This is a genomic window from Sulfurimonas aquatica, from assembly GCF_017357825.1.
GTDB lineage: Bacteria > Campylobacterota > Campylobacteria > Campylobacterales > Sulfurimonadaceae > Sulfurimonas > Sulfurimonas aquatica.
The window spans coordinates 207,904-233,337 of the sequence record NZ_CP046072.1 but is presented as its reverse complement, the minus strand read 5'-3'; the positions used below and the strand labels follow the sequence as shown (position 1 = coordinate 233,337).

Genomic DNA, 25,434 nt, shown 5'->3' with positions numbered 1-25,434 from the left:
TACTAAGTCCTTTATATAGGTACTCTGAGAGGGAATGAAAAAAAAATAAGGAAAGATGAAAAACACTAAAAAATAGACTTAGGATCTGGTGCCGCAAGGCGTGGAGGTTCAAGTCCTCTCATCCGCACCACCAACAAATATAACATCAAAAAATCAACATTTTCCTACTAATATTCTATTATCTACATCCATAATTAAAAATAAGCATATTAAATTATAACTTTTATCTTTTACACAGATTGTTTGTCGTAATATTTACCAATCAATATAAGGATTTATAATGCTAGATAGTTTATTGAAGAAGTTACAACTATTGCTAGGAGTGACATTTCTTATTGGATCTATATTATTTTATCTAATACTAAAAGACTTTCATAAAGAAAAAGCGGATAAAAGTGTTCAAAGTGCTCTGTTAACCTCACAAGCGATGAGAGAGTATATATCTAAGTACCAAAAACCAGCTATAGCCAAGATAGTCAAAGAGAATAAACTCTCTGAAGATTTATTTGACCCCGCTCTTATGTCTTCAACCTACATAGTTGATCATGTTCACAACATATATCAAAAAAACTACGCGGCAGCTGGGATACATATCTATGAAGATGTAAATTATAAGTTTGCAAGTAACAATCCTACAAACATAAATAACAAAGCCACTCCATTTGAATCTAAAATCTTAAAAAAATTTAACGAATCAAACATATCTTCCTACAAAGAGACTATAGAGTATAAAGGGAAGGAGACTCTCTTTTTTGCTATACCAGTTACAAGAAATTCAACAGATTGTTTACAATGCCATGGTGATCCAAAAGATGCTCCTAGGGATATGCTAGATATATACGGAAGTGAGAATGGATTTTATGAGAACATAGGCGAAATACGTGCCATAAACGCAATGTATTCTACTCTTGATGCCAACAATGCTATGCTAAAGGTATATTTTCTTGTTGAAGCAATGATGTTTATTGTATTTCTAGGTATATACTTTACAGTGAGATATTTTGTAATTCAACTCAATGATAAAGATAAGTTTATCGCTAAACAGTCAAAGTTTGCAGCTATGGGAGAGATGATAAGTATGATAGCTCATCAGTGGAGACAGCCTTTAACGGGTATTAGCATGACAACAAACAACTTGCTCTTAGATATAGAACTAGGTGCGGTGGATGAAAAAGTACTTCAAGATAATCTAGAGATAGTTAATAAACAAGTTGAGTATCTCTCTCATACTATTGATGATTTTAAAAACTTTTTTAGGCCCGACCATAAACCTGAAGAGGTAAATATAGCAGCTCTTGTAAAAGAAGCATGTATGGTAATTGATAGTTCTATTAAAAGCGCCGGCATGAAAATAGAAACTGAAATTGATGAGAAGTTAACTATCGTAACACTCAAAAATGATGTCATGCAGATAATCTTAAACCTAATAAAAAACTCTATGGATGCATATGAAAACAATAAAATCAGTGATAGAACTATTGAGATAAAAGTTGTAAATAAACCAAAGAGAATTGAACTCTACTTTAAAGACTATGCAGGAGGGATAAGCAAAGAGATTATCGACAAAATCTTTGACCCTTACTTTAGTACAAAAGATAAAAAAACTGGTACTGGGCTTGGTCTATATATGTCAAAGATGATTACAGAAAGTCATCTCTCCGGTTACTTGGATGTTGAATCAGAAGCTCCGAGTACTACATTTAAAATTGCATTAATCAAAAAGGGTATTTAACATGGATATAAATATAGTAAAATTAAAAAAATATGCTTCAGAATGTTCTGTTTTATATGTTGAAGATGATGAACTCATTCGTTCACAAACAGCTAGTTTTTTGGGGCGTTTTTTTCCAGATGTAGTATTAGCAGAAGATGGTGCAATTGGCCTAGCTAAATACAAAGAGCGAAAGTTTGATATAGTCATCACAGACATTAACATGCCAAATATGAATGGGATAGAGTTGATTGTAGCAATAAGAGAGATTAGCTATGAGCAAATTGTTTTAGTAACTTCTGCTTATAATGATAGTGAAAACCTTATGAAACTTATCAACCTAAATGTTATGCGCTTTGTTCATAAACCTTTTAATAACAAACAATTTCTCTATGTTATTTATAAAATTGCTGAAGAATTAAGTTTTACAAGGGAGAATAAAGAGCTTGAAAATAAGGTCTTAGCTCTCTCAAATAGAGCACAAAAAATTCTTGATGAAGTAGAGGTAGCGATACTTATTATTAAAGAGAATAAGATAGATATGGCTAATAACTCCTTTTTAGAAATTGGTGGATTTGATTCATTTGAAACACTACTGCTAGAGATGCCTGAGATTGGTGTCCTATTTGAAGAGTCGTCCCATTGTATTAGTGTTGCAACAAACCAAGAGCTTATAGAAGCACTCAAAACAACGGAGAAAGAGAACTCTAAAGTAAGAATTATGAAGGAGACAAAAACAATAGAGTATCAGGTAAATCTCACTCAACTTGATGAAGAAGATACCTATATAGTTACTTTTACAGATATAACTGCTATTCATAATGCTCTTTTTAGAGAGGAGCATACTCAGCTTCCAACGAAAAAATTTACACTAGAAAAAATAGAAATCTTAAAACAGAAGGTTAGTAAATTAAGCATCATACTCATAAGTCTACATCACTTTAATAGAGTTGAGAAATGGTGTGGGAAAAAAGACGCCATAGAGGTTGAAAGGGCATTTGCAACTGCTATAAAAGAGATTAGAGACACCTGTATGGCAGATGCTTTCATAGGATACTTTGAAAAAAATAGAATTATAGTTATTCCTACAAGTAACGAGCATGAAGAGCTATATAGTAATCTCAAAAAAATCAATATGTCAACACTTGATGTAATTAAAAAACATGAAGAGTCTGATTTAAATGTAGACTTATCTTCAGATGTAAAACAAGAGTTACTCGACACTAATGAAGCTATAAACAACATTGAGGTAGATATATTTAACTCATTTGATGCGATGTAACTAAATCTTATTTTCTTGGTACTAATCGATCCCAATAGACACGGTGAAGCTCACTATTTTCTAAAAACATTGAAGTAACAGCATCCATAGTTTCAGTGTGCTGTAAAAACCAAGGAGCTAAATTTAGATCCACATACTTCTTAACTGCATCTATGTCTTTTGTCTCAGTGAACTTTAACGCGGCATTTCGCATATCATCTAGAGCTAAGTCATGCTCTTCTTTATGTGCAGGATAAGGAGGGAATTTTTTCTCTATCATCATCTCTTCTTCATTTTTGCAATGCTGCTCAGTATGTTCTATTAGTTCTATAAAAAGTTCACTTATGCTATTGATATCTTTAGCATCTACTGCAGTAGAGAGTTTATTTATAAGTAAAATCGTATCAAAATGAGTATCATTCATACTCGCTGTTTCTACCATTGGTAATTTATCTGGTGAAATCAAAATATTATTCCTTTGTTTTAGATGGTCTATTTGGATTTTTACTCACGGCTTCTCTTACACTTAACGAGTCATCTTGACTTAACTTACCTAAAATTGCAACTGGCGTTTCTAGATTTTTTGCAACGGCTGCTCTAACATCTTCATTTTCATCACAACAGAGTATAGCTAAGGTAGTTACAGGTATATTTGGATTCACTGCAACTGATGAACGAACATTTTCATCCTCATGCTTACTAAGTTTATTTAAAATATCTACAGGAGTGTTTGGATTTCCACCAACCCAATACCCATAATCACTATCTTTACTTAGTTCCACCAATGTATCTTTTGGTGTGTTTAAATGCTCTGCAACAAACTGTTTTACTAAAGGTGTCTCATCTCTACCCAACTTTTCTAGTGTTTGTGCAGATACATTTGCATGAGCAGCTACTCTTACTCTCACAAATGGATTTTCTTCTTCACTCAGTTTTTCTAAAGTCTCAGCAGATGCATTTTCATCTTGTACTAATTGTAAAGCTTCCATGTTCATTGTATTTTTACCCTTATAGTTTTTATTTATTTTTATATGAATCAATTGAGCAATTGTAGCTTTTAATCTCTTAAATATTTAAGGATGAGATATAGTAGTCAAAAATATTTAAAAAGATAAAAGTACTGTATAAAGAATTAGGAATATGTTAAAGTGCTATAATTTTTAAAACATAAAAAAAAGCATGGAGAAAAGTACTAAATGTTAATGGCAAATATGCAAGATGATATCAGTGATGTAGAACTAAAACAGAGATGGAGACTTTTTTGGATTCATTCTGTTTTTGAATTCTCAAATTTAAAACTGCAAAAGATGTCATGGATTGAAGCTTCTGAGACTACTTGGCCTAATGATGAACCTTGGTTTTCTTCATTTGAAGAGTGTCTCTCTTCTTACTTTGACATATTAGCACTAGATGACACTTATGCAAAAGCCCTTAAAAGTGCTAATGTTTCACAAGAAGAGGTCGATAATGCCAGTAAGTTTCACCAACTTGCATATCTATACATTGAGCCGAGTGAAGACCCTAGAGACATTTTAGAAGATCCAGAATGGATAGAAGTAACTCTTGAAGCAAAAAAATTTTGGAACTATTTAAAAGCAACCGTAGCATCACAAAGGGAGATTGAGTTAATAAAAAAGCTAGAGCAAGAGTACGCTTAGTGGGTTCTTTTGAAACAACGGCAATCTTCATTTATGACATGCCACAAGCAGAGCATGCACAACCTAAAAGACACTATCCGCGTTATTGGCTATAAGTATTGAAATATAATTTTTAAACTGTTTATAGATATAATGCTTCACTAAAACTTTATTTTCTGGAGAAAAAATGCTAATTAAAATACAAGATATACAACAAGTTGCAAATGAAGTAATGAATATGTTACATGAAGAAGAGATAGAGGTTATCAATGATTTTCACGATGCAGTCGTTGCAAAAGATATAGAAAAAATCGATGAACTTTTCAAAGTTGTTTTATTTGACGTAGAAGACCACTTTCAAGAAGAAGAGAATATGATGTTGCAAAATAATTATGGCTATTATCAAGTACATAAAAGCGACCATGATACTATGAGAGAAAAACTAGCAAAATATTTTGAGAGATGGTTAGCTATTAAAAGTCCTATTGAGCTTCAGGGCTTTTTAGAAAACGAGTTTAAAAAGTGGTTAATTTTACATATCTCAAAATGGGATACAGAGGCTGCTCTTCATCTTGGACATGCTCACTAACGCCGATTAAAACAGAATTACTTGAGTCGATTAGGATTCTTCTTTTTAATTAAGAAGAGTAGTAACTTTAAGTAGTCTTTCTGCTTTATTCTCTAAGCATTATTTTATGCTTAAACTCAATAACAATTAAGTATTATACGAAATAATAAACTATAAATATATGAAGAGTACAATATGCCAAATTTAAGAGAACTTGCCCAAGCTGCAGTAGAAAAACATGAAAGAGAAGAAAAAGAAAATAAGCAAAAAGCTTTAAAAGAGTTAGCCCAATCAGCAGTAGAGAAGTTTGAAGACAAAGACGAAGAAGATGAAGCAGAAGCGTTAGCAGTTGCCCAAACGCATAACAAACTAGAATTTGCCAAAACACTCAAAGAACAACTCTCTAAAGAGCTCTTTGGACAAGAACAAGCAATCAATTCTGTTGTCAACAGTATGAAAAATGACATTACTGAGAATAAAAAAGCGCCTAAGGCGACATATCTTTTCTTAGGTTCTCCCGCAACTGGTAAGACATTCTTAGCTGAGCTTATGAGTGAGCATCTACCAAAATATAAAATTATGAAATTTGACATGACGCAATACCACCAACAAAATGGTGGAGAGCTTTATGGTTATCCAGCTGGATGGAAAGGCTATGGCGTTGGTCAGTTAACAGGCTTTGTCCACAGAAACCCAAAGGCCGTAATTGTACTCGACGCTTTTGAGAAGTGTGATAACACCATTCAAAGTAACCTTCTTGGAATCTTTGAGGGTGGCCAGATGCGTGACAACTGTGGTTGGGATAAGGTCACAGATGCAGCATGTAGCGAAGATCTTGACATCATCTACAATGATGAAAACGCCAATTATATGGTTGATTTCACAGAAGCTATATTTATCATTACAACGAGTTTAGGTAAAGAACTCTATCTAGATAACCGCTTTAAGGATCTTATAAAAGAAGACTACATCCAAGCTGAGTCGATGATACTTGAAGCTATTAGACGAGAAGTTAAACGCGATAGTAGAAGTGGTGGTTGGCAAGAAGCGATTTTACCAGAGCTTGTTTCTAGGTTTTCTCAAGCAAACATCTGTCTTTTTAACAAGCTAAATTATGATGCATATGAGAAGATAGCAGAAAAAGGATTTTTAAAATATAAAGATGGTTTTAGCGAGAAGTATCGCATTGAATTTTCTCCGGGTGAAAACTTCAATGATTTTTTAAAAATGCAGATACTTAACTTTGCGCCAGAGCTGGATGCTAGACGTATAAAAGATAAGGTAAGCACTACATTTTTCAATAGAATCACAGCATATATCATGGATTCTGGGATTCCTGTAAATAAATTTACAGAGATAAAAGTATCTATATCTAAAACATGTATAAACTTCTTAAACGATATGGTCAATCCTCTTATAGAAGAGGAAAAACTAGTTAAAGAACTTTTTAGAAAAAACATAACCCTTGATCTAGAAGATAGCATAAGTGATAAACGCGGAGTTATTAGTTATAAAGTATTTTCTTGTAAGTTTAAACAAGTGACGAAAATCAAAGACTTTAGTGAAGATGGACTTGTTTTTGACATACCTAAAGTCTCTTTTAATGATATAGCAGGTCATTATAAAGCTAAAGAGAGACTGCGAGAAGTCATAAACTTCTTTAAAGAGCCAAAACTCCTTGAAAGCTTTAATATCGCACCGCCAAAAGGTATGCTTCTTTATGGACCTCCAGGAACAGGTAAAACAATGCTTGCAAAAGCTTTTGCTAGAGAAGCAGAACTTCCATTTATCTCTATTACAGGATTAGAACTTCTTGATCCTACGAAAACAAAAAAAGTATTCTCTAAAGCAAAAGAGTATGCACCTTCTATTGTATTTATAGATGAGATAGACACCATCGGAAAACGCGGTGGTGGCAATGAGAGAGAAGTGCCTATTAATAAACTTCTAGCAGAGATGGATGGCTTTTCTGATGTTAAAGGTGAAAATGTTTTTGTTGTAGCTGCGACAAACTATAAAGAGAATATTGATGACGCAATCATAAGACCAGGGCGAATAGAGATTCACATAGAAATAAACAATCTTGATAAAGATGCAAGACAATACTTTCTAGATCAGACTATTGAAAACAAACCTTCCACTGGTTTATTTGATATGAATAAACTCCTAATGTATACTGCGGGATTTACAGGCGCACAACTAGAACTCCTTAGTAAAGAGGCTTCATTTTACTGTCTACGTAATGCTCTACCTGCTATAACGCAGGAGATACTAATAGAGCAGATAAACGCAATCAAGTATGGTGAGAAGCAGACTTACTTATCACTTGAGCAGATATTTGAAGAGACATCAGTCTATGAAGCTGGACGTGCCGTTGCTTCTAAAATCTTAATGCCTCATGTGCATATAGAACACGTTAGTTTAACGCCAAGAGATAATAACGAACACTTTATTTCAAATAACTATAATGACGTTCAAGACAACATGACGGTTAAAGACTTTAAAGACAAAATATCTGTCTCTTTAGCGGGAAGAACCGCACAGATTAAACGTTTTGGTGAGATTGACGGAATAGACACCGGTGCGGCAAACGACTTACAACAAGCGACACGTGATGCTTATAAAGCTATAGCACACTATGGCATGGATAAAGAGGTAGGATACATCAATATCAATGGCGTTATGGATGCTCAAGGTCATACTATCAGTACTAAATCAACTGAACATTATCATTCAAAGATTGATGCCGCACTTGAGCGTTGGATGCTTGAGGGTGAAAAAAGCATTATAGACTTAGTAAATGAGAATTGGGAAACTATAGAAAACTTATCAAAATTACTTCTTGAAAAAGAGATTATTTATGCAGATGAGCTTGATGAGATATTAGCGAGATAAGGCTCGCTTGAAGAATAAAGGAAAATGAATGAATAAAAAATGGAATATACTTTTTATAAAAGATGAAAACTCTATCTTTGATACATCTTCAGACGTATTTGCTGATTTGTTTAATAAGGCTGATGTTGCTCCAGATAGACATAAGGCACTCAAACTTATTTTTGCTAATGAGTATGATATTATTATTCAAGATATTGGTACAGACCCTATTTATGGAACAACTTTTATAAAGCAAATTAAACAGATGAAACCTACACAAGTACAAGTTGCATTTGTTTTAACGAGTGATGAAGAAAAAATCGGAGGATTGATTGACTTAGGGGTAAACTCTTTTTTATTGGAACCGCAACAGCTTCCCCTAGCGTTAGAAGCAGTTTCTCAGATGAATCCTTATCTCAAAAAAGAGAGTAATATTCCTGTATAATCTTATTTACCATAATATCAAAAAGGAGCTATCATCATAACAGCTAACCAAACACTCAAAGAGCAATTTTCTATTTTTTATAAAGAACACCAACCAAAAAGCATGGAAGACGCAGTAGAAAAGTTTGCCATCTTTGGTGGCGTTGGTTGGGGTAAAGTTGACACTTCTAAAGCGTCTATGGATCTTATACAAGAGCTTATACTGAGTGATTATAGATACATACGAAATGATGTGAGTGAACTAACTTCTGGAGCGCCAGTTTACCACTCTATTTTAACGGGTATATCTATGGGTGATGGTAAAACTCACTCTACGTTTAAACGCGCAAAAATTGATGAAGAAGCTGGATTAAACGCTGTTGAGGAACTCGTACAAAGAGGTATCATTAGAGTTGAGAAATCTAAAAAAGTTTTTACCTCTTGGAGTGAAAACGAGAAGATAGACAACAAACTCTTTTTTACAACGCCTTTTCTACGTTTTTGGTTCGCATTTGTTTCTCCTCTTTTTAAAGGTATTCGTGATGGAAATTATGATGAAATCATTAAAAGATTTGCTAATAGAGAAGCTGAGTTTGTCAACTTAACCTATATAGAACTCTCCCATGAACTACTCAAACTTACATTCGTTGATGACAAAATAAAAGAAATCTCAAGCTATTGGGATAGAGAAATAGAGTTAGATATCTATGCAACTACTACTTCTGGAAAGATTGTTGTTGGAAGTTGTAAATACACAAACGCCAAGGTCAAAAAAAGTGAACTTAAACGACTTGAAGAGCTATGTGAAAAAGCAGGTATAAAAGCAGACGTATTTGTAATCGTTTCCAAAAATGGATTTTCTAATGAGCTCAAAACTCTTAAGGGCGAAAATCTAAAACTACTCTCACTAAAAAACTTTAAGAAGCTAGCAGAGTAATGAGTAAAAAAGTCTTACTACTTCATGGTTGGGGTGGGAGTAATTTTCCTCATTGGCAGAGTTGGCTAGCGGGAGAAATTGCTAAAGAGTATGGAAAAGTTAGCTTTTTCTCTTTTAGTGATTTTGAAAATCCGAACCTTGATATTTGGATGGGTGAACTCATAAAAGAACTTGAAGAGTTTAAGCCAGACATTGTTATTTGTCACTCTCTAGCTACAACGCTTTGGTTTCATCTGTGTAATACTCAAGAGGTGCAAAGCATAGAGACCCTCTATCTTGTAGCACCACCAAGTCTGACGACTTACATACCAGAACTAGCTACTTTCTTTCCGCTTAGTTTGCCACAGAACCTTTATGCAAAAGAAGCCCTTTTAATAGCGTCTACAAACGACCCTTATATGAGCGAAGATGAAGCAAAACGATTACAAAAGAAGTTAAACATACCTATGGAAATTCTTGAAAACGCAGGACATATTAACGGTGATAGTGGATATGGCGAATGGCCTTGGATAAAAGAAGAGCTAAAGAAAAAACTTTAAAACTTATGGATGGCTTTTAGATATTTAAGCATAAACATCTAAAAGTTGATTTGAACTCACTGTAGGTTTTACTTCACTTACTTGTGTTTGAGCAAAACTTTCAGCTTTTGCTAAAGTCTGATTTGTATTTTTTAAATCACCACTTGAGCTCGTCTCAGATTTAGTACTCATGTCCGGTCTTCCGACCTGTACCTGAGAAGATGAGGGTGATTGAAAAGTGTACTGCTTGACTTGCATAACTTCCTCCTCATTGAACTTTTGATAATTATATCATATAAATTAATTTAGTTAAATAAAATTTTTGGATTAATAGCTACTAGAGTATAATAATCAAAACTTTATATCATAAGAGAATAAATGACAAACTTGATAGAACTGCTTCATAACAAAACACAACTCAAAAATGAACATATAAAAAATATATTAAAACTTTTAGAAGATGGCTCCACCATTCCATTTATCGCAAGATACCGTAAGGAGATGACTGGTGGGGCTGATGATGAAACCCTTAGAGCATTTGAGACTATTTATGAGAGTGCTCAAAAATTGCTCTCTCGTAAAGAGGATGTAAGTAGGCTTATAGAGGAGAGAGCAACACTCAGTGATGCACTCAAAAAAGCAATAGAAAAAGTGCAAACACTCCAGGAGCTTGAAGATATATACAGACCCTACAAAGAGAAAAAAAATACGAGAGCAACCACTGCCATAGACAATGGTCTTAAAGGCTTAGCAAATACCCTACAGTCAGCTAAATTAACTGAACATGAATTCAAAACTGAGGCAAAAAAGTTTCTAAACGCCAAGGTAAGTTCAATCAAAGAGGCGATAAAAGGCACTCAAGACATACTTGCTGAAAGATATGCTGAAAATCCTCGTGAACGCGAGGGTATACGAAACAGCATGCTCCGCCAAGGAAGTATTGAGACTAAAAAAACAAAAACTTTCAATGAAAATGGTGTTTTTAAAAACCTTGCAGGCAAAAGCGAAAAAGTGGCTTACATACCATCACATCGTTATCTTGCAATCATGCGTGGAGTAAGTGAGAAAGAACTTTCAGTTAAAATAACTATAGATGTAGAGAGAATTCATGAAAACATTAGAACCTATAAGTTGCCAAAAAACGCGTCAAGCTCAAAAGAGCTACTTTTTGATGCTTATAAAGATGGACTAAAAAGACTTCTACTTCCTTCCATAGAGAGAGAAGTTCAAAGTATAATAAAAGAAAAAGCCGACTTAGCTGCCATTGGCGTATTTGGAAAAAACCTAAATCAACTGCTTATGACGCCACCCGTAACTTCGAGAGTTCTTCTTGCCGTTGACCCTGCGTTTGTGAGTGGATGTAAACTTGCCGTTATAGATGAAAATGGAAACTATTTAGAATCAGCAGTAATCTACCCAACCGCGCCAAAAAATGATTATGCAAACGCGTCAAAAAAGATTTTAGAGCTTAACAAAAAGTACCATATAGATGGTGTGGCCATAGGCAATGGAACGGCATCTAGAGAAACGCAAGAGTTCTTTGCAAAAATAAACAAAGAAGAGAATGTAAAACTCAACTACACGGTTGTTAGTGAAGCGGGAGCTTCCGTTTACTCAGCGTCTGCATTAGCGCAAGAGGAGTATCCACAGCTTGACGTGACCATACGAGGCGCTATTTCCATTGCTCAGCGCTTACGTGACCCTCTGGCGACACTTGTAAAGATTGACCCAAAATCTTTAGGAATAGGACAATACCAACACGATGTCAATCAAAAGCTTTTAGAAAAGAAACTAGATGATGTCACATGTGATTTGGTAAATCGGGTTGGCGTTGATATAAACTCAGCTTCAATCTCACTACTTTCCCATGTGGCGGGGATTGGCAAAAAAATCGCTAAAAACATAACTGACTATAGAGATATAAATGGTAACTTCACAACAAAATCAGAACTCTTAAAAGTAAAAGGCTTAGGTAAAAAAGCTTATGAGCAAGCAGCGGGTTTTATCCGTATAAAGAATGGAAAAAATAGTTTTGACAATAGCGGAATCCATCCCGAGAGTTATGAAATAGCTAAGAAATTAGATGGCCTTGAGTTAAAAAAAATAGATATCTTATCAAAATCGAAAGAACTTGGCATTGGTGAGCAAACGCTACAAGATATCATTAACGAACTTCTAAAACCTGGATTTGACCCAAGAAAAGAGTTGCCATCCATCCCATTTAAGGACTCTGTAACAGATATTAAAATGCTCAAAGAGGGAAGTTTTGTCTCTGGAGTCGTAAGGAATATTACCGACTTTGGTGCATTTGTCGACATCGGACTTAAAAATGATGGTATGATACATATATCTAAAATGAGTCACAAGAGAGTTTCTCATCCACTTGAAGTACTCTCTCTTAATCAATATCTACCACAGATAGAAGTTATCTCGGTTGACAATGAAAAAGGCAAAGTTGGACTTAGCCTAAATGAAGGAAGCTAAAATGAACTCTACTCCCATCCTCTATTTCTTGCGTTCAAGCGAGCAAAAAATCATCACAGATATGATAAAGTATGCTTATGGACTTGACGATAAAGAAAATGTTCTAGATTTCTACCCAGAACTCAATATATATAGTGAGTTGTATGGAGTAACTCCAAAAGACTTAGGTCTCTATGCTCTTGTAGACAATAAAATAGCGGGTGCACTATGGTGTCGACAACTCTGTAAAGAGCATGGTGCTAGTGGTTTTATAGATGAAAATACACCAGTACTGAGTATGAGCATATTTCCAGAGTTTAGAGAGAAGAAAGTAGGCACCACAATGATGGAGCAGTTTTTACTCGAAGCTTCTACTTGTTATGAGCAGATAAGTATTGCTCTTCTTAGTGATTCTACTGCCATTTTATTTTATGAAAAGTTCGGATTTGAGATTGTAGAGGGATCTCATAAAAAGAGTAAAATACATAAACGCGAAATTTTAATAATGCTCAAGAAGCTAGACAAAAAAGAGTTAGTTCGTCCTAGCGATGGATATGACCCAAGAAGATGGATGGATTAACTCCACTCCTCTAACTTACCACTCATATCTACATGAGTGAGATATAAACGCAGATCAAACTCTACTTGATGATAAGAGGGTTGCATATATTCACAAAGTTTATAAAAGGCTTTATTGTGTTCCTTTTCTTTAAAGTGAGCTAACTCATGTACCACTATCATCTCTAGAAAATCTTCAGGCACGCTCTTAAACATAGAAGCAATTTTTATCTCATTTTTTGCTTTAAGCTTTCCACCTTGAACGCGAGATATAAAGTGGTGCGTTCCCAATGCATTATGAATAACGTTTATCTTTCCATCGTAAATAGTTTTACTTAGTGGTGCAGACTTTTTCATATACTCATTTTTAATATCCATGGCAAAATTAAAAAGGTTTTTATCATTAGTTATATTGTGAGGTTTGGGATATTTATTTAAAAGATGCGAAGAGAGTTTATCTTTTTCAATTAAAGTTAAAACTTGATTTTGAATCCCTTGTGGGTAGTGATTTAGATACTTTAACTTCATTTAGCTAACAGTTTTTCTATGCTTGGTTTTAAATCTTTTGGTTTAGTCATTGATGCGAATCTATCAATTATATTTCCTTCTCTATCTACGAGAAACTTTGTAAAATTCCACTTGATACTATCTAGCCCTAAAAATCCACCTTGTTCCTCTTTGAGATACTTGTAAAGTGGGTCTGCGTTATCCCCATTTACATCTATTTTTGCAAACATATCAAAGTGAACATCATAGGTCCCTTGGCAGAAAAATTTAATCTCTTCATTACTTTTTGGCTCTTGAGAGCCAAACTGATTTGAGGGAAAACCTAAAACCATAAAACCTTGCTCTTTATACTCTTGATAAAGTTCTTCTAAACCTTCATACTGCGGAGTAAAACCACATTCACTTGCTACGTTTACTATAAGAAGAACTTTCCCCTTATATTTCTCTAACGAGATGCTTTTAGCATCTATACTCTGTACATTAAAATCATAAATATCCATATTTTTCTCTCCCGAGTAAAGAGTTGTAAGTAATAGTAGTATTAATAATAAAAGTTTATTCATAATAGTGTTGGAAATTATCTTTTCCTTTCTTTTTCGCTCTATACATCGCTATATCTGCATGCCTTAGAAGATCACTATATGAAGATTCTGGATAGAGACTTATCCCTATACTTCCGGAGAGTTCAACTTCATTTTCATTTATAATTAAAGGTGCTTTAAAAGCTTTAATAATCTTTTTTGCAAGCTTAGAAACATCCTCTTTTGTATTTACATTTTTTATGATTGCCGTAAATTCATCTCCACCTAAACGCGAAAGTGTATCTGTTGCTCTAAGGAGCGAACTAACTCTAGTCGCTACTTCTTTAAGGACTATATCACCTACGTCATGCCCTAAAGTGTCATTAATAGTTTTAAAGTTATCTAAATCTAAAAACATAAGAGCCAATTTAGTGTTTTCTCTATTGCAAGTTGCTACTGCTTGTTCTAGTCTATCATCAAACAGTACTCTATTTGGTAAAGCTGTGAGACAATCATGGTGTGCTTTATAATCTAACATTTCACTTTTGTCTTCTAACTCTTTAACAAGATTTAGGTGTTCTGTAATATTATGAGCGGACTCTATAATACCAACACAATTTTTATGCTCATCAAATAAAGGAGTAGCTCTTAATTCAACAAAATAATCATTCTTATCAAAATCAGTATGTGTATGGATGACAGTTTCAGCTTTTTTACTTTGGAGAACATTTTTTAAAGGACAAGGGTGCTCAGTTGTATCACAAGGAGTAGATCTATGATGTGACACCTCATAACACTTTGGATGTTCTGGATCAGCTATCTCTATTTTATGGAGATTCTTTTTCAAAGCATCGTTCATAAGGTCTATAGTGTAATCATCACGAATAACCATGATTGGCTCATCAATGTTGTTAATAATAGACTCTAAGTATTTATGATTTTTTTCAAGTGCTAAGCTAGTCTTTTTTTTCTCATCAATGTCAATATTAAATCCATGTAGTTTTATTGGATTGTCGTTTTCATCTTTACTTACGGTTATTATGTCTAAGATCCATATAGGCTCACCGCTTTTTTTAACCATTCTATACTCCATAAAATGGTTTTTACCCTTTTTAGTCTCTATAGAGCAATACTCAACAGCATCTTTTCTATCCTCTTCATAGATCATATTTGCCCATGATTCAAAACTACCCCACTCTTCTCTCTCATAACCTAGTATACTTTTTGCATTAGCGGAGACATATGTAAATTTATCTTTTACTAAATCAAATTCCCAACTGATTCCATTAATATTTTCAAGTAGATACTCAAGATCTTTTTTCTGCTCTTGACTCTCTTTTAGCATAGCTATAAGTTCAGACTTATCGAGTGTTTCCAAAGAAGTTTCATTCATGCTCTTGCCCTTTGTAAAAGTTCATTAAATTATTATACTCTTAATTATTTTAAAATCCAAACACTAAATTTTTTACCTTTAATCTTTCCAGAGTTGAGTCTTTTGTGGGCATCATCTATAAATTTACTCTCTATCGCGACATATGATTGTCTATCGTAAATATCGATTTTTCCTATTGAACTTCCGGCAAGTCCAGCATCACCAGTAAGTGCTCCAAGCAGGTCTCCAGCTCTCACTTTATCTTTTTTTCCACCCTCTATAACTAGAGTTACAAACTCTGGTCTCATTTCAAAGTTTGTACTCTCTTGAAGGTCACTATCTTCTAAAAAGTCACGACTATCATCTTTATAATCTTCAACTTTTTCTACTTCATAAGAGCCATAAAGCGTTATAGCTAAACCCTCATTTCCAGCGCGACCTGTTCGCCCTATTCTATGTGTATAAGTCTCTTTTCCATGAGGTAAATCATAGTTAACCACCATGCTCAACTCTTTTATATCAATACCTCGTGCGGCTACGTCCGTTGCTACTAAAATAGAGCAAGATTTATTTGCAAACTGAACAAGGACGTCATTGCGTTCATACTGCTCTAAATCTCCATGAATAGCAAGTGCATCTATATTTATATTTTGCAAGTTCTCTGCCAACTCTTTTGCTTCTATTTTTGTATTTGTAAAGACAATAACATTCTCAGGTTTGTAGTGACTAAGAACTTTTACAAGAGTGTCCATCTTCTTACTTGTGTGATAAAACTCTTGCGTTATCTTATTGGCTACTTCTTGGTGTGTTGTTTTTATACTCACGGCGTCTTTTTGTATCTCTTTACTTATCTTTTTAATCTCATCATCATAAGTAGCGGAAAAGAGTAGCGTTTGTCTCTCTTTAGGAGCAAAGGCCAAAAGGCTTTGTATCTCTTCAATGAAACCCATGTCAAGCATTCTATCCGCTTCATCAAGAACTAAAGTCTCTAAGTTTGAAAGGTCTAAACTCTCTTTATTGAGATGCTTTAAAACACGTCCTGGAGTTCCAACTATAATATGTGCTTGGTGCTCAAGCGAGCCTAGTTGTCTTCCAAAAGATTCACCACCTGTAAGCATCAGTATTTTAATGTTATGCTTAAATCTTGCGATGCGTCTAAGCTCTTTCGCTACTTGATCGGCTAACTCGCGTGTAGGACAGAGTACTAAACACTGAACACGAAATTTTTTGACATTTAGCTTACTCAAAAGCCCTATGCCAAATGCAGCGGTTTTTCCACTACCTGTTTTAGCTTCAGCGATAACGTCTTTGCCTTCTAGTATGAAAGGAAGTGCTTCTTCTTGAATAGGTGTAGTTTCTTTATAACCAAGTGAATCGAGAGTTTTTACCATTTCTGGCGTTAGGGGAAGTTGTGAGAAGTTCATCTTTTAAAATCTTTTTTAGAAGTATAACGCTTTATCTCTGATGTAGAAATTGATACATCATAATTGAAGCGGCAACGCCTACGTTAAAACTTTTTATGCCCTCTTGCATCTCAATAGTTACAACCTCATCACAAAGGGCTAATATCTCATCTGCGATTCCGTGTCCTTCATGTCCCATAAGTAAAACCCATTTTTGTGCAACCTGTAGTTTTGAGAGTGGCGTTGCATTCTCTTTTACCTCAGCCGCATATACTCTATACCCACTCTTTTGTAAGTTCTTTATAGCCTCTTTAACGTCATCGTATATATGAGTTTTAAGCAGAGAGCTATGTCCCATAGAAACACGAAGTGAGCGCCTGCTAAATGGATGTGGAGACTCTTTTGGTAAAAGATAAGAGTCTACTCCAAGAGCAGCAGCACTTCTAGCGATGGAGCCTACGTTTTCACTTGAAGTTATGTTATCAAGCATTATGATTTTATCTCCCAACTCATCTAGGGGCTTATCTAAGGGGCGAACGCCATGCATCATACAGTTGTGATGCACTCTATGCCCAACTATCTTTTGCATCTCTGCGTTTGAAGTCAGATAAATTTTAGGGATATTTTTAGTCGTAAGAAAACTTTTAAACTCATCATAGTACTCAGGCGTAGCTAAAATGCTTTTTACTTCTATATCTTGTTCTAAAAGTATATTCACCACTTTGGGGCTATCTGCGATAAAACTATTATCACTTCTAAATGCAGCATCTCGCAAGTTTTTATATATCTCTAACTCAGCAATATCAATATCACTTACATTTATAATCATGCTACGAATGGAGTTTCAAATTTATTTACATCTTCTATTGATTGAAAGATAACATTTTCTATTGTGCCCATCTCTAAACCATGAGCCTTCTCAAATCTAGATCTTGAAGCTACATTAAAAGACTCTATATCTCTTACAAGTGCAAAAATTTCTCCAAGTATCCCCGCATCATTAAGCACTGCGTCTTCAACCTCATCGGATATATCGAGTTGTTCTAGTATATCTTCAAGTTTAACGCTAAAAACAGTGTCTATAAGTGAAATTACTCCAACAAAGTACGCTTCACCCAAAAGATTACTACCTGCCTTAGGATCAACTACTTTTAAAATATTTTGCATCAGTTCCGTTCTGTTTTTAACCATTAACATAATAGGGCTCTGTCCAGAGTTTGAAACAGACTTGGAGTAAATCATAAGCATAAGCCACTGAGCAAGTGGTATTCTTCCAACAAGCGTTAAAATATGATGTACAGAAGATATCTTATGTCTAAAGTGGAATGCCCCAGAGTTTATAAACTGTAAGAGTTGCACTGTAATTTCATGATTATTTTCAAACTCTTTTGTTATTTCGTCTATATTTGTATCTTGCATAAGTAAATTGTAAAGTTTTAAAACTGCCATCTGTGATGGTTCGTACTTAGCATTTTCAATGATTTTTGGCTCAGCAAAAAAGTAACCTTGAAACCAGTCACAGCCTAGTTCACTTGCTTTGTCATAAAGCTCCAAAGTGTCAATGTTATCTGCGACGATTGTGACTCCGCAAGATTTTAGTCCTTGAACCATCTCTGTGATATTGGATGCAGTAGAGTTCATAATATTTAGTTTTACAAATGATAATTTACTCATTACGCACTCGTATTTTTCTCTTGCATTATCAGTTAATGTAAAATTATCAATAGATAGTATATAACCTTTTTCATAGAGTTGCTCAATTCGCTCTACTACTCTTTCATTCATATCTACACTGTCTAAAATAGAAAATACAAAAAACTCACCAGGAATTGAAAATATGATATCGTGCATTAAAAATTTTTCATCTATTTTAACGAAAGCGCGTCTGTCGCCAAGAAGAGCATGTGTACCAAACTTGTTAAGCACACTATTTATTACAGAGGCTGTACTAAACCTGCTCATTGCCGCATCAGAACCCTGGTAAAGTATCTCATATGAGCAAAGGTTTGAATCTGAATCTAGAATTGGTTGTCTACCTATTGATATATGTTTCATCTTTCCGTCCAACTTTATTATTTACTATTGTATCAAATTATAATGACTTAATAGTGAGTTGTACAAAATATGATAAGATTTTACCAAAGGCTTTGTTATGAATATACTTCTCATGGAAGATGATGCTGTTTTATCTGATATTTTACTTGACTATTTACGAGAGTCATGGAGTGTTGATTATGCGTTTAATTCGGATGAAGTATATAAATGTTTAGAGTCAAAGAAGTATGATCTTTTTATCTTTGACATCAATGTAACTGGGAAAAATGGACTTGAACTCTTAGCTGAGTTACGTGAGTTTTGCAATCATACTCCGACTATATTTATTACTGCTTATACTGACACTAACTATTTAAAGAAAGCTTTTACTCTTGGTGCTCATGATTATATAAAAAAACCCTTTGAGCTTGAAGAGCTAAATGCCAGAATAGAAAATACTAAAAGACTTTTCAACATTGGCACGAGGGATGAAGTTCAACTTAGTCCATCTATCACATTTATACCCCTTACAAAAGAGATACTCAGCAATGGAGTAAAAATCTCCTTAGGCACAAAAAACAGCATGCTACTCTCTTACTTTTTAAATAATAAAAAAAGGTTAATCACAACCGAGGAGCTTGCACAAAACATATGGGACTTTGACTCTCTCCCATCAGATGCAACCCTGCGTTCACACATACGAACCCTAAGAGAACTTATAGGTAAGGACAGTATCACAACCGTTCGAGGTCAAGGCTATATATATGAATAAGATTACACAAAAATCCTTTTTCTCATTTTTAGCCCTTTATCTAACCTCTTCATTTATTTTTTTAACTCTTGCTGCATACTGGTTTTTCACTTCTCAAGTCTCTATGGAGATGAATAACAACTTTTATAAAATGAATCATATAGCAGATAAAGTAAGTTCTAAAATTATTCATGCACATATGAGTAACACTCCCTTTAAACTTGAAGAGTTTCCTAATGCTTCAGTAGCTCTACTTGATGAGAACTATACTCTTTTAGATGGAAAAATAGAGAGCCCAATAGACCCTACTCAAGACTTTTATAATAAAGATGGCTCTTTTACACTTATCTCAAAACGTGCTGTAGGACACCTCGATGTTGCCTATGTAATTGTGCAAAGTAGCCAGTGTAATGAAAACATAAAAGTCTTAAAAAACAGGGTCGCTTATGCGGTTATCATTACTGCTATCTTTATTATTATAATCTCAGTAGTTATGTCCTATATTTTTCTCATTCCCCTAAGAGATAAGATGAAAGAGATTGAGGAGTTTGTTAAAGACACAACACATGAGTTAAACACCCCCATCACGGCATTAATGATGAGTACATCAAGACTTAAAAACAAACAAGTTTATGATGAAAAAACAATTAATAATATCTCAATTAGTACGAAACAACTTTATGACATTTACTCCTCTCTTAGCTTTTTGAGTTTTGACAACTCTAGTGAAAAAGAGGAGAGTATTGACTTTTGCCATGTCGTAAAAGAAGATATAAATTATCTAAGAGAGCTACTTGATAAAAAGCAGATTACAGTAGTTGAGGATCTCCAAGAGTGCCCTATAAATATCACAAAAACAAAAGCAAAAATGCTTATCAACAACCTTCTGAGCAATAGTATAAAATACTCAACTCCAAAGAGTACTATTTACCTCTACTGCAGTGAGAATAGCTTCAGTATAAAGGATGAAGGTATAGGTATTGCAAAAGATAAACTTAAGGATATTTTTAAAAGGTTTGTCAGGGCAAACTCTTATGCTGGAGGGTTTGGAATCGGGCTAAATATTGTACAAAGTATAGCAGCTGAATACAATTATCAAGTTAAAATAGACTCCACTGAGGGCAAAGGAACAACGGTAACAATTAACTTTAATAAATAGTAATTTAACAAAAATTTAAACCTATTACTATATAATCAATTTACTTTTAATCACTTGGATAAATATTGTGCTCAATACTCAAAAATACAACATTCTCAATATAGACTCCACTACACAAAACAATACTCAACTACATTCACTATTTTCAGAATTAAACATAGCATTTGAACAAAGCACAAATAAGATAGATGCCCTAGAGTACCTTATGGACAACTCAGTAAACATGCTTATTTTACACACTTCTCTTGATGTTGAAGAGATAATTGAATTTCTTGAGATTATGCATGAAGATATAGAAAATCAAGAGACTCCAATTATTATTATTTCAAATTTAGACAATAATGATACATTGATTCAAAGTACTATTGATTTTAACGTTATCTCCATTATTGCATACCCTAACTACACCTATCAACTCAAAAACCTCCTAAAACTTTTACAGTCACATGTATTGGGCTCCCTAGACCTTGAAGAGGAACTTTTCCAAAGTGAAGACAGAAATGTGCACGACCCTCTTACTGATGCTTATAACAGATATGGTGCTGAGGATAAGTTCCACTTCTTAACATCAAGGTTTAAGGCATATGCAGAGCCCTTTTGCTTAGTTATGCTTGATATTGACCACTTCAAAAAAGTTAACGATACTTATGGTCATCATACGGGAGATGAAGTACTTATTTCTATCTCATCACTTTTAAAAGACTCCATACGAGTAAATGACTCACTCGTTCGTTTTGGCGGTGAAGAGTTTTTTATTTTTCTCTCAAACACCACACTTAAAAGTGCACTCAAGATTGCTGAAAAATTTCGTATTGCTATCAAAGAAAAAATCCATAGTAGTAAAAAACTACAGATTACGGCTAGCTTTGGTGTTGCAGAATATGAACCCAATGAAGACTTAAATACTCTTATTAAAAAAGCAGATAATCTTTTATACGATGCTAAAGCATCAGGTCGAGATAGTGTGTTACCTTTACCAACCAGTTAAGATAAATAATACAATTGAAGGAAGAGTACCATGTTAGAAGAAAAATACTTAGATTTAGTAAAGAGTGTCATAAATAGCCAAGAAAATCTAGTCGTCATTTTTGACAAAGAGGAAATTTTATTAACAAACAACTCTTTTAACCATTTTTTCGGAGCATCATCCTTAGATGAGTACAAAAGCAATTTTGGCCCATTTCTAGACCATTTTGTACCACATCCATCTTACTTCAACAAGGAGAAGATTACTCCTGAACTCTCTTGGTTTGAGTCTATTATGAATTTACCTGAGATTGATAGAGTTGTAAGTATACTCAACCAAAATTATGAACCTCAAGCATTCTCTGTAAATGTAGATATGAGTTTGGGAGAGCTTAAAGTTGTCACCTTTGTGAATATAACGCAAAGCCTCATCAAACGCTTAATGATAGAGAACAATGCTAGTGTAGATGCTAAAAGTGGAGCCTACTCTAAAAGTTATTTTTTACATATTATGAAAAGCTATGAAGATGCATCACTCTTTAACGAAAAGATCATTGGAGCCAGTGCTATAGAGATTAAATCTGATAAGGAAGTAAGCGAAACTACTCTTAGAGAGTTTGTAGAGAACTTTAAACAGTTTATTCGTGAAGATGACATGCTCATAAGATGGAGTAGTAAACAATTTTTACTTATTTATCTTGCAAAAGATGCTACTACAGCAACAAAAGTACGCTCTAAGTTAAAATCAATCGCAACAAATAAAACTATTTCCGGTGTTTCTTATCTCCTCTCTTCAACATGGCAAAAAGATAAAGAGAGCATCACTACACTTCTATCAAGACTAAAAATTTAATCCTCTTGTGAGTAAGATACTTTTAGTTCTGTACTCTCTCCTGGAAGCAGAGTAACAAAATCTTCAAAAGCATTTGCAGACTCTATGCAGACAAACTCCTTATAGGCCTCGCTTGACATTCCACTCATACTTGCAGATTTCTCTATCCATGGATTCCAAACGATAACTGATTTTGAACCACTACTTTTTATATTTATAGTTCTATCTAAGTCTTTTAAAACTATATCATTCTCTACACCTTGATAAACCCTATCAACCTCTTGCTCAATGGTTATCTCTCTATTTTGAACTTTTACTTTGTCATCAAGTGTATCGAGATAATATTTTTTATCTAAATTATTTATGCTTATGTTTGAGATGTTTGATATCTTAAAGTATGTATGAAAAGCCTGCGTTATCATAAACTCTTTTGAGTCACAATTTCTTGTCTTTAATTCAATCTCCAGTATGTCCGATATACTGAACTTAACTTCTAGCTCAAACTTATAGTCCCAAATCTTACGACTCTCTTTAGACTCTTTCAACTTAAAAAGCACTTCTGTCAAGTTTTCATTCAACTCTTTGATATCAACAAGCTCAAAAATTGCTTCGCGTGCAAAACCATGTTGAGGCATATTTTTGTCAAGATTTCCAAATCTTGGCCAACACAAAGGAATTCCTCCCCTAATGGCTTTACCCAAGAGAAAATCACTCTCACCGCTCAGCCACAAAAGTTCATCTTTATCTCTTGTTTTGAATTCAAAAATATGAGCGCCTTGCAGGGCTATTTTAGCAGAGGCAGAACTATTCTTTATCTCCACATACTCTATCTCATTGATTTTTTTATTCTCTCTCATCACCATTCCATGAGATCATTTTGTGCCACTTTACTGCATACATTAGTATGAAAAGATAACATACAGTTGCATAGGCATAAGTACTTTGCATATTTCCGCTAAGCTCAGAAATTTTACCAAAAAGAAGTGGTAAGATTGCGCCACCCGCTATCGCCATTATAAGTAAAGCACTAGCTTTTGCTGTATGTTTGCCTAGGTCTTCTAGTACTAAAGGCCAAATGCTAGGCCAAACAAGAGCATTTGATAGGCCAAGCAAAGCCACAAATGTTATGGAATCAGGAATAGTTCCTATACCACTCCACCCCCATAGAACTTCAGAAATTCCACTTGAACTTGTAGAGCTAAAAGTGACTCCTGCTAAGAGAGCTATTCCTAGAAGAGATGAGCCTATAAGTGCATTTTCTTGTGAAAGATACTTTGGGATAAACACCACTCCTACGATATAACCTATAACCATAAACGCCATTGTGTAAGATGTCAATGCCGTGGCATTTTGCACTCCTAAACTTTGAGCGTACAGACCTATAGTATCTCCAGCAATAACCTCTATACCCACATAAAAAAAGAGTGCTACAGCACCTAAAACAACTTTTGGAAATGTAAAAATTGAGTTGTTGTCATAGGGGTCGCTTGTAAACTCTAACTCTTGTAAAGAGGAGTACTTAACAAGAAGATATAGGCTACTTAAAATACCAGCCATAAGGATATATGGCTCTACTAATTTGATAGCCACTAGCTCTAACTGATCTGAAGCAATATTTTCAACTGGGCCTATTCCAGAAAGAATATAAGCTGTAAAAGCAAGAGGAGCAAGTACTCCAGCACTTTTGTTTATTAGACCCATTATACTAATTCTCATTGCAGCACTCTCAAGTGGACCTACCAGAACTATGTAAGGGTTTGATGCGGTTTGGAGTATGGTTAGACCTGTTCCTAAGGTAAAAAGAGCCACTAAAAAGAGTAGAAATTCTGCACTAAGTGCCGCCGGGATAAAAAGTAAACTTCCTACCGCCATAACCAAAAGTCCAAGTTGCATTCCAACCTTATAACCAGTCTTCTCAAGTACTATAGCCATAGGGTACGCCATCACTGTGTAGGCTATGTAAAAAGCAAAAGTCACAAAAAGTGCTTCAAACTCATTTAGATCGCATATTACTTTTAAGAAAGGGATTAAAGAGCCATTTAGCCAAGTAACAAAACCAAATATAAAAAATAAAACACCAATAATCAACATTGGTATTAAACTAGATTTTTCACGCATTCTTTAATCCTTCTAAATATTTTGCCACGCCATCTTCATTGTTGGAATCTCTTAAAACAATATGAGCCAAATCTTTCACCTTCTGTTGTGCATTCTTAACAGCTACTGAGACTCCTGCAAGTTCAAACATCCCTATATCATTCAAGTTGTCTCCAAATACAGTCAACTTCTTTAAGTCAAAATCCATATATTCACGAACACTTTTTATACCATGAGACTTATCAGCATCTTTGTGCAGGATAGTTAAAAAATAGCAACCTATATAATCTTCTGGAGCTAAAATATATTTAAGCGAATCACCAAAAATATCTTCTATACTTTGTGCTAACTCCCTTAAAAGGAGCTCTTCACCCATATAAACAAGCTTAAAGTTTTCATCCAATGCTTTTATATTTTTCATCTCTTGCAGGTTATCATCTTTAGCATAGCGAGTTAAAACCTCTTTTTGATGAGGGTTTAAGATATCTGAGTATAAAAACGCCTCATTTAGGTTTTGATCGGCTAAGGCTATTATGAAAGGGTATATACCAAGCTTAGAACCCTCAAAAATTATCTCATCAGAGATATTTTTTGAGATAAACTTTGTGTCAATAATCTTTTTATCTTTTGTTACAACAAGCGCACCATCTAAAAGAATCATAGGGGCATTTATGCTTACACCATCTAAAAACTGCATCGTTTTTTTATATGTTCTAGCCGTTGCCACACTTAAAATAGACTCATTCTCATAGGAGTTCCATATTTTTTTAGTATAATCGCTTATGGATAAATCCGATCGTAAAAAAGTATGGTCTAAATCTGTTATGTATGTATTTTTCATG

26 protein-coding genes are annotated in these 25,434 nt (G+C 34.3%); 14 read left to right on the top strand and 12 right to left on the bottom strand.

Annotated features, from left to right (window positions below):
- The first annotated feature begins 280 nt into the window (after positions 1 to 280).
- A complete protein-coding gene (locus tag GJV85_RS01110) occupies positions 281 to 1,732 on the top strand; it encodes an ATP-binding protein (protein ID WP_207562053.1) in 1,452 nt (483 codons plus the stop codon).
- Position 1,733: 1 nt separating this feature from the next.
- Complete coding sequence (locus GJV85_RS01105; RefSeq protein WP_207562052.1) at positions 1,734 to 2,993, top strand: response regulator; 1,260 nt, start codon at positions 1,734 to 1,736, stop codon at positions 2,991 to 2,993.
- Between the two features lie 7 nt (positions 2,994 to 3,000).
- On the opposite strand, the gene GJV85_RS01100 is transcribed toward GJV85_RS01105, so the two are convergent.
- Entirely contained in the window at positions 3,001 to 3,438 is a 438-nt protein-coding gene (locus GJV85_RS01100) for a bacteriohemerythrin (protein ID WP_207562051.1), read from the bottom strand.
- A 4-nt stretch (positions 3,439 to 3,442) separates the two neighbouring features.
- Complete coding sequence (locus tag GJV85_RS01095; RefSeq protein ID WP_207562050.1) at positions 3,443 to 3,967, bottom strand: HEAT repeat domain-containing protein; 525 nt, start codon at positions 3,965 to 3,967, stop codon at positions 3,443 to 3,445.
- Positions 3,968 to 4,168: 201 nt separating this feature from the next.
- On the opposite strand from GJV85_RS01095, the gene GJV85_RS01090 reads away from it, so the two are divergent.
- The 6 genes from GJV85_RS01090 to GJV85_RS01065 all read left to right on the top strand — a co-directional run bounded on the left by GJV85_RS01090 (position 4,169) and on the right by GJV85_RS01065 (position 9,950).
- Complete coding sequence (locus GJV85_RS01090; RefSeq protein ID WP_207562049.1) at positions 4,169 to 4,630, top strand: hypothetical protein; 462 nt, start codon at positions 4,169 to 4,171, stop codon at positions 4,628 to 4,630.
- Between the two features lie 166 nt (positions 4,631 to 4,796).
- Entirely contained in the window at positions 4,797 to 5,198 is a 402-nt protein-coding gene (locus GJV85_RS01085; RefSeq protein ID WP_207562048.1) for a bacteriohemerythrin, read from the top strand.
- Between the two features lie 174 nt (positions 5,199 to 5,372).
- On the top strand, positions 5,373 to 8,072 hold the full coding sequence (locus GJV85_RS01080) for an AAA family ATPase (RefSeq protein ID WP_207562047.1): 2,700 nt from the start codon (positions 5,373 to 5,375) through the stop codon (positions 8,070 to 8,072).
- 28 nt (positions 8,073 to 8,100) lie between these two features.
- Positions 8,101 to 8,496: a response regulator gene (locus tag GJV85_RS01075; protein ID WP_207562046.1), complete on the top strand. Its 396-nt coding sequence runs from the start codon at positions 8,101 to 8,103 to the stop codon at positions 8,494 to 8,496.
- Positions 8,497 to 8,598: 102 nt separating this feature from the next.
- Positions 8,599 to 9,411, top strand: a complete 813-nt coding sequence (locus tag GJV85_RS01070; RefSeq protein WP_207562045.1) for a DUF234 domain-containing protein — start codon at positions 8,599 to 8,601, stop codon at positions 9,409 to 9,411.
- A complete protein-coding gene (locus tag GJV85_RS01065) occupies positions 9,411 to 9,950 on the top strand; it encodes an RBBP9/YdeN family alpha/beta hydrolase (protein ID WP_207562044.1) in 540 nt (179 codons plus the stop codon). Before GJV85_RS01070 ends, GJV85_RS01065 begins: the two co-directional genes overlap by 1 nt.
- 24 nt (positions 9,951 to 9,974) lie before the next feature.
- Here GJV85_RS01065 and GJV85_RS01060 read toward each other — a convergent pair whose 3' ends face one another.
- Positions 9,975 to 10,187 carry a hypothetical protein gene (locus GJV85_RS01060; RefSeq protein WP_207562043.1) on the bottom strand — a complete coding sequence of 71 codons (213 nt, stop codon included), beginning with the start codon at positions 10,185 to 10,187 and terminating at the stop codon, positions 9,975 to 9,977.
- 120 nt (positions 10,188 to 10,307) lie between these two features.
- Between GJV85_RS01060 and GJV85_RS01055 the strand changes: the two genes are divergently transcribed.
- Both GJV85_RS01055 and GJV85_RS01050 read left to right on the top strand, forming a co-directional pair.
- Positions 10,308 to 12,413 carry a helix-hairpin-helix domain-containing protein gene (locus tag GJV85_RS01055; protein WP_207562042.1) on the top strand — a complete coding sequence of 702 codons (2,106 nt, stop codon included), beginning with the start codon at positions 10,308 to 10,310 and terminating at the stop codon, positions 12,411 to 12,413.
- A 1-nt stretch (position 12,414) separates the two neighbouring features.
- On the top strand, positions 12,415 to 12,972 hold the full coding sequence (locus GJV85_RS01050; RefSeq protein ID WP_242689808.1) for a GNAT family N-acetyltransferase: 558 nt from the start codon (positions 12,415 to 12,417) through the stop codon (positions 12,970 to 12,972).
- On the opposite strand, the gene GJV85_RS01045 is transcribed toward GJV85_RS01050, so the two are convergent.
- The 6 genes from GJV85_RS01045 to GJV85_RS01020 are packed head-to-tail and all read right to left on the bottom strand — an operon-like array spanning position 12,969 to position 18,808.
- Positions 12,969 to 13,478 carry a YgjP-like metallopeptidase domain-containing protein gene (locus tag GJV85_RS01045; RefSeq protein ID WP_207562041.1) on the bottom strand — a complete coding sequence of 170 codons (510 nt, stop codon included), beginning with the start codon at positions 13,476 to 13,478 and terminating at the stop codon, positions 12,969 to 12,971. The two genes, GJV85_RS01050 and GJV85_RS01045, sit on opposite strands and share 4 nt — an antisense overlap.
- Positions 13,475 to 13,957: a glutathione peroxidase gene (locus tag GJV85_RS01040; RefSeq protein WP_207562040.1), complete on the bottom strand. Its 483-nt coding sequence runs from the start codon at positions 13,955 to 13,957 to the stop codon at positions 13,475 to 13,477. Before GJV85_RS01040 ends, GJV85_RS01045 begins: the two co-directional genes overlap by 4 nt.
- Before the next feature lie 55 nt (positions 13,958 to 14,012).
- Entirely contained in the window at positions 14,013 to 15,371 is a 1,359-nt protein-coding gene (locus GJV85_RS01035; protein WP_207562039.1) for a sensor domain-containing diguanylate cyclase, read from the bottom strand.
- A gap of 44 nt (positions 15,372 to 15,415) precedes the next feature.
- Positions 15,416 to 16,774, bottom strand: coding sequence for an ATP-dependent RNA helicase DbpA (gene dbpA, locus GJV85_RS01030; protein WP_207562038.1), 1,359 nt, complete (start codon positions 16,772 to 16,774; stop codon positions 15,416 to 15,418).
- A gap of 31 nt (positions 16,775 to 16,805) precedes the next feature.
- Positions 16,806 to 17,582, bottom strand: coding sequence for a TrmH family RNA methyltransferase (locus GJV85_RS01025; protein ID WP_207562037.1), 777 nt, complete (start codon positions 17,580 to 17,582; stop codon positions 16,806 to 16,808).
- Positions 17,579 to 18,808, bottom strand: coding sequence for an EAL and HDOD domain-containing protein (locus GJV85_RS01020; protein ID WP_207562036.1), 1,230 nt, complete (start codon positions 18,806 to 18,808; stop codon positions 17,579 to 17,581). Before GJV85_RS01020 ends, GJV85_RS01025 begins: the two co-directional genes overlap by 4 nt.
- A gap of 97 nt (positions 18,809 to 18,905) precedes the next feature.
- On the opposite strand from GJV85_RS01020, the gene GJV85_RS01015 reads away from it, so the two are divergent.
- The 4 genes from GJV85_RS01015 to GJV85_RS01000 all read left to right on the top strand — a co-directional run bounded on the left by GJV85_RS01015 (position 18,906) and on the right by GJV85_RS01000 (position 22,516).
- The gene (locus GJV85_RS01015; protein ID WP_207562035.1) at positions 18,906 to 19,559 is read left to right on the top strand and encodes a response regulator transcription factor; all 654 of its coding nucleotides are present in this window, start codon (positions 18,906 to 18,908) and stop codon (positions 19,557 to 19,559) included.
- Positions 19,552 to 20,697: a sensor histidine kinase gene (locus GJV85_RS01010; protein WP_207562034.1), complete on the top strand. Its 1,146-nt coding sequence runs from the start codon at positions 19,552 to 19,554 to the stop codon at positions 20,695 to 20,697. Before GJV85_RS01015 ends, GJV85_RS01010 begins: the two co-directional genes overlap by 8 nt.
- Positions 20,698 to 20,764: 67 nt before the next feature.
- Positions 20,765 to 21,685: a diguanylate cyclase gene (locus GJV85_RS01005; protein WP_207562033.1), complete on the top strand. Its 921-nt coding sequence runs from the start codon at positions 20,765 to 20,767 to the stop codon at positions 21,683 to 21,685.
- Positions 21,686 to 21,715: 30 nt separating this feature from the next.
- Positions 21,716 to 22,516, top strand: a complete 801-nt coding sequence (locus GJV85_RS01000) for a nucleotidyl cyclase domain-containing protein (RefSeq protein ID WP_207562032.1) — start codon at positions 21,716 to 21,718, stop codon at positions 22,514 to 22,516.
- Here the strand turns inward: GJV85_RS01000 and GJV85_RS00995 are convergent.
- The 3 genes from GJV85_RS00995 to GJV85_RS00985 are packed head-to-tail and all read right to left on the bottom strand — an operon-like array spanning position 22,513 to position 25,433.
- Entirely contained in the window at positions 22,513 to 23,352 is an 840-nt protein-coding gene (locus tag GJV85_RS00995) for a D-hexose-6-phosphate mutarotase (RefSeq protein ID WP_207562031.1), read from the bottom strand. The genes GJV85_RS01000 and GJV85_RS00995 overlap by 4 nt on opposite strands.
- The gene (locus GJV85_RS00990) at positions 23,339 to 24,613 is read right to left on the bottom strand and encodes a sugar MFS transporter (protein ID WP_207562030.1); all 1,275 of its coding nucleotides are present in this window, start codon (positions 24,611 to 24,613) and stop codon (positions 23,339 to 23,341) included. The genes GJV85_RS00995 and GJV85_RS00990 overlap by 14 nt, the downstream gene beginning before the upstream one ends.
- The gene (locus GJV85_RS00985) at positions 24,606 to 25,433 is read right to left on the bottom strand and encodes an HAD-IIB family hydrolase (RefSeq protein ID WP_207562029.1); all 828 of its coding nucleotides are present in this window, start codon (positions 25,431 to 25,433) and stop codon (positions 24,606 to 24,608) included. The genes GJV85_RS00990 and GJV85_RS00985 overlap by 8 nt, the downstream gene beginning before the upstream one ends.
- Position 25,434: the final 1 nt, after the last annotated feature.

What these genes read in the sequence shown, in the direction of transcription:
- GJV85_RS01110 (WP_207562053.1), top strand. Translation starts at nt 281, where the DNA reads ATGCTAGATAGTTTATTGAAGAAGTTACAACTATTGCTAGGAGTGACA.
- GJV85_RS01105 (WP_207562052.1), top strand. Translation starts at nt 1,734, where the DNA reads ATGGATATAAATATAGTAAAATTAAAAAAATATGCTTCAGAATGTTCT.
- GJV85_RS01095 (WP_207562050.1), bottom strand. Translation starts at nt 3,967, where the DNA reads ATGAACATGGAAGCTTTACAATTAGTACAAGATGAAAATGCATCTGCT.
- GJV85_RS01090 (WP_207562049.1), top strand. Translation starts at nt 4,169, where the DNA reads ATGTTAATGGCAAATATGCAAGATGATATCAGTGATGTAGAACTAAAA.
- GJV85_RS01085 (WP_207562048.1), top strand. Translation starts at nt 4,797, where the DNA reads ATGCTAATTAAAATACAAGATATACAACAAGTTGCAAATGAAGTAATG.
- GJV85_RS01080 (WP_207562047.1), top strand. Translation starts at nt 5,373, where the DNA reads ATGCCAAATTTAAGAGAACTTGCCCAAGCTGCAGTAGAAAAACATGAA.
- GJV85_RS01075 (WP_207562046.1), top strand. Translation starts at nt 8,101, where the DNA reads ATGAATAAAAAATGGAATATACTTTTTATAAAAGATGAAAACTCTATC.
- GJV85_RS01070 (WP_207562045.1), top strand. Translation starts at nt 8,599, where the DNA reads ATGGAAGACGCAGTAGAAAAGTTTGCCATCTTTGGTGGCGTTGGTTGG.
- GJV85_RS01065 (WP_207562044.1), top strand. Translation starts at nt 9,411, where the DNA reads ATGAGTAAAAAAGTCTTACTACTTCATGGTTGGGGTGGGAGTAATTTT.
- GJV85_RS01060 (WP_207562043.1), bottom strand. Translation starts at nt 10,187, where the DNA reads ATGCAAGTCAAGCAGTACACTTTTCAATCACCCTCATCTTCTCAGGTA.
- GJV85_RS01055 (WP_207562042.1), top strand. Translation starts at nt 10,308, where the DNA reads ATGACAAACTTGATAGAACTGCTTCATAACAAAACACAACTCAAAAAT.
- GJV85_RS01050 (WP_242689808.1), top strand. Translation starts at nt 12,415, where the DNA reads ATGAACTCTACTCCCATCCTCTATTTCTTGCGTTCAAGCGAGCAAAAA.
- GJV85_RS01045 (WP_207562041.1), bottom strand. Translation starts at nt 13,478, where the DNA reads ATGAAGTTAAAGTATCTAAATCACTACCCACAAGGGATTCAAAATCAA.
- GJV85_RS01040 (WP_207562040.1), bottom strand. Translation starts at nt 13,957, where the DNA reads ATGGATATTTATGATTTTAATGTACAGAGTATAGATGCTAAAAGCATC.
- GJV85_RS01035 (WP_207562039.1), bottom strand. Translation starts at nt 15,371, where the DNA reads ATGAATGAAACTTCTTTGGAAACACTCGATAAGTCTGAACTTATAGCT.
- dbpA (WP_207562038.1), bottom strand. Translation starts at nt 16,774, where the DNA reads ATGAACTTCTCACAACTTCCCCTAACGCCAGAAATGGTAAAAACTCTC.
- GJV85_RS01025 (WP_207562037.1), bottom strand. Translation starts at nt 17,582, where the DNA reads ATGATTATAAATGTAAGTGATATTGATATTGCTGAGTTAGAGATATAT.
- GJV85_RS01020 (WP_207562036.1), bottom strand. Translation starts at nt 18,808, where the DNA reads ATGAAACATATATCAATAGGTAGACAACCAATTCTAGATTCAGATTCA.
- GJV85_RS01015 (WP_207562035.1), top strand. Translation starts at nt 18,906, where the DNA reads ATGAATATACTTCTCATGGAAGATGATGCTGTTTTATCTGATATTTTA.
- GJV85_RS01010 (WP_207562034.1), top strand. Translation starts at nt 19,552, where the DNA reads ATGAATAAGATTACACAAAAATCCTTTTTCTCATTTTTAGCCCTTTAT.
- GJV85_RS01000 (WP_207562032.1), top strand. Translation starts at nt 21,716, where the DNA reads ATGTTAGAAGAAAAATACTTAGATTTAGTAAAGAGTGTCATAAATAGC.
- GJV85_RS00995 (WP_207562031.1), bottom strand. Translation starts at nt 23,352, where the DNA reads ATGAGAGAGAATAAAAAAATCAATGAGATAGAGTATGTGGAGATAAAG.
- GJV85_RS00990 (WP_207562030.1), bottom strand. Translation starts at nt 24,613, where the DNA reads ATGCGTGAAAAATCTAGTTTAATACCAATGTTGATTATTGGTGTTTTA.
- GJV85_RS00985 (WP_207562029.1), bottom strand. Translation starts at nt 25,433, where the DNA reads ATGAAAAATACATACATAACAGATTTAGACCATACTTTTTTACGATCG.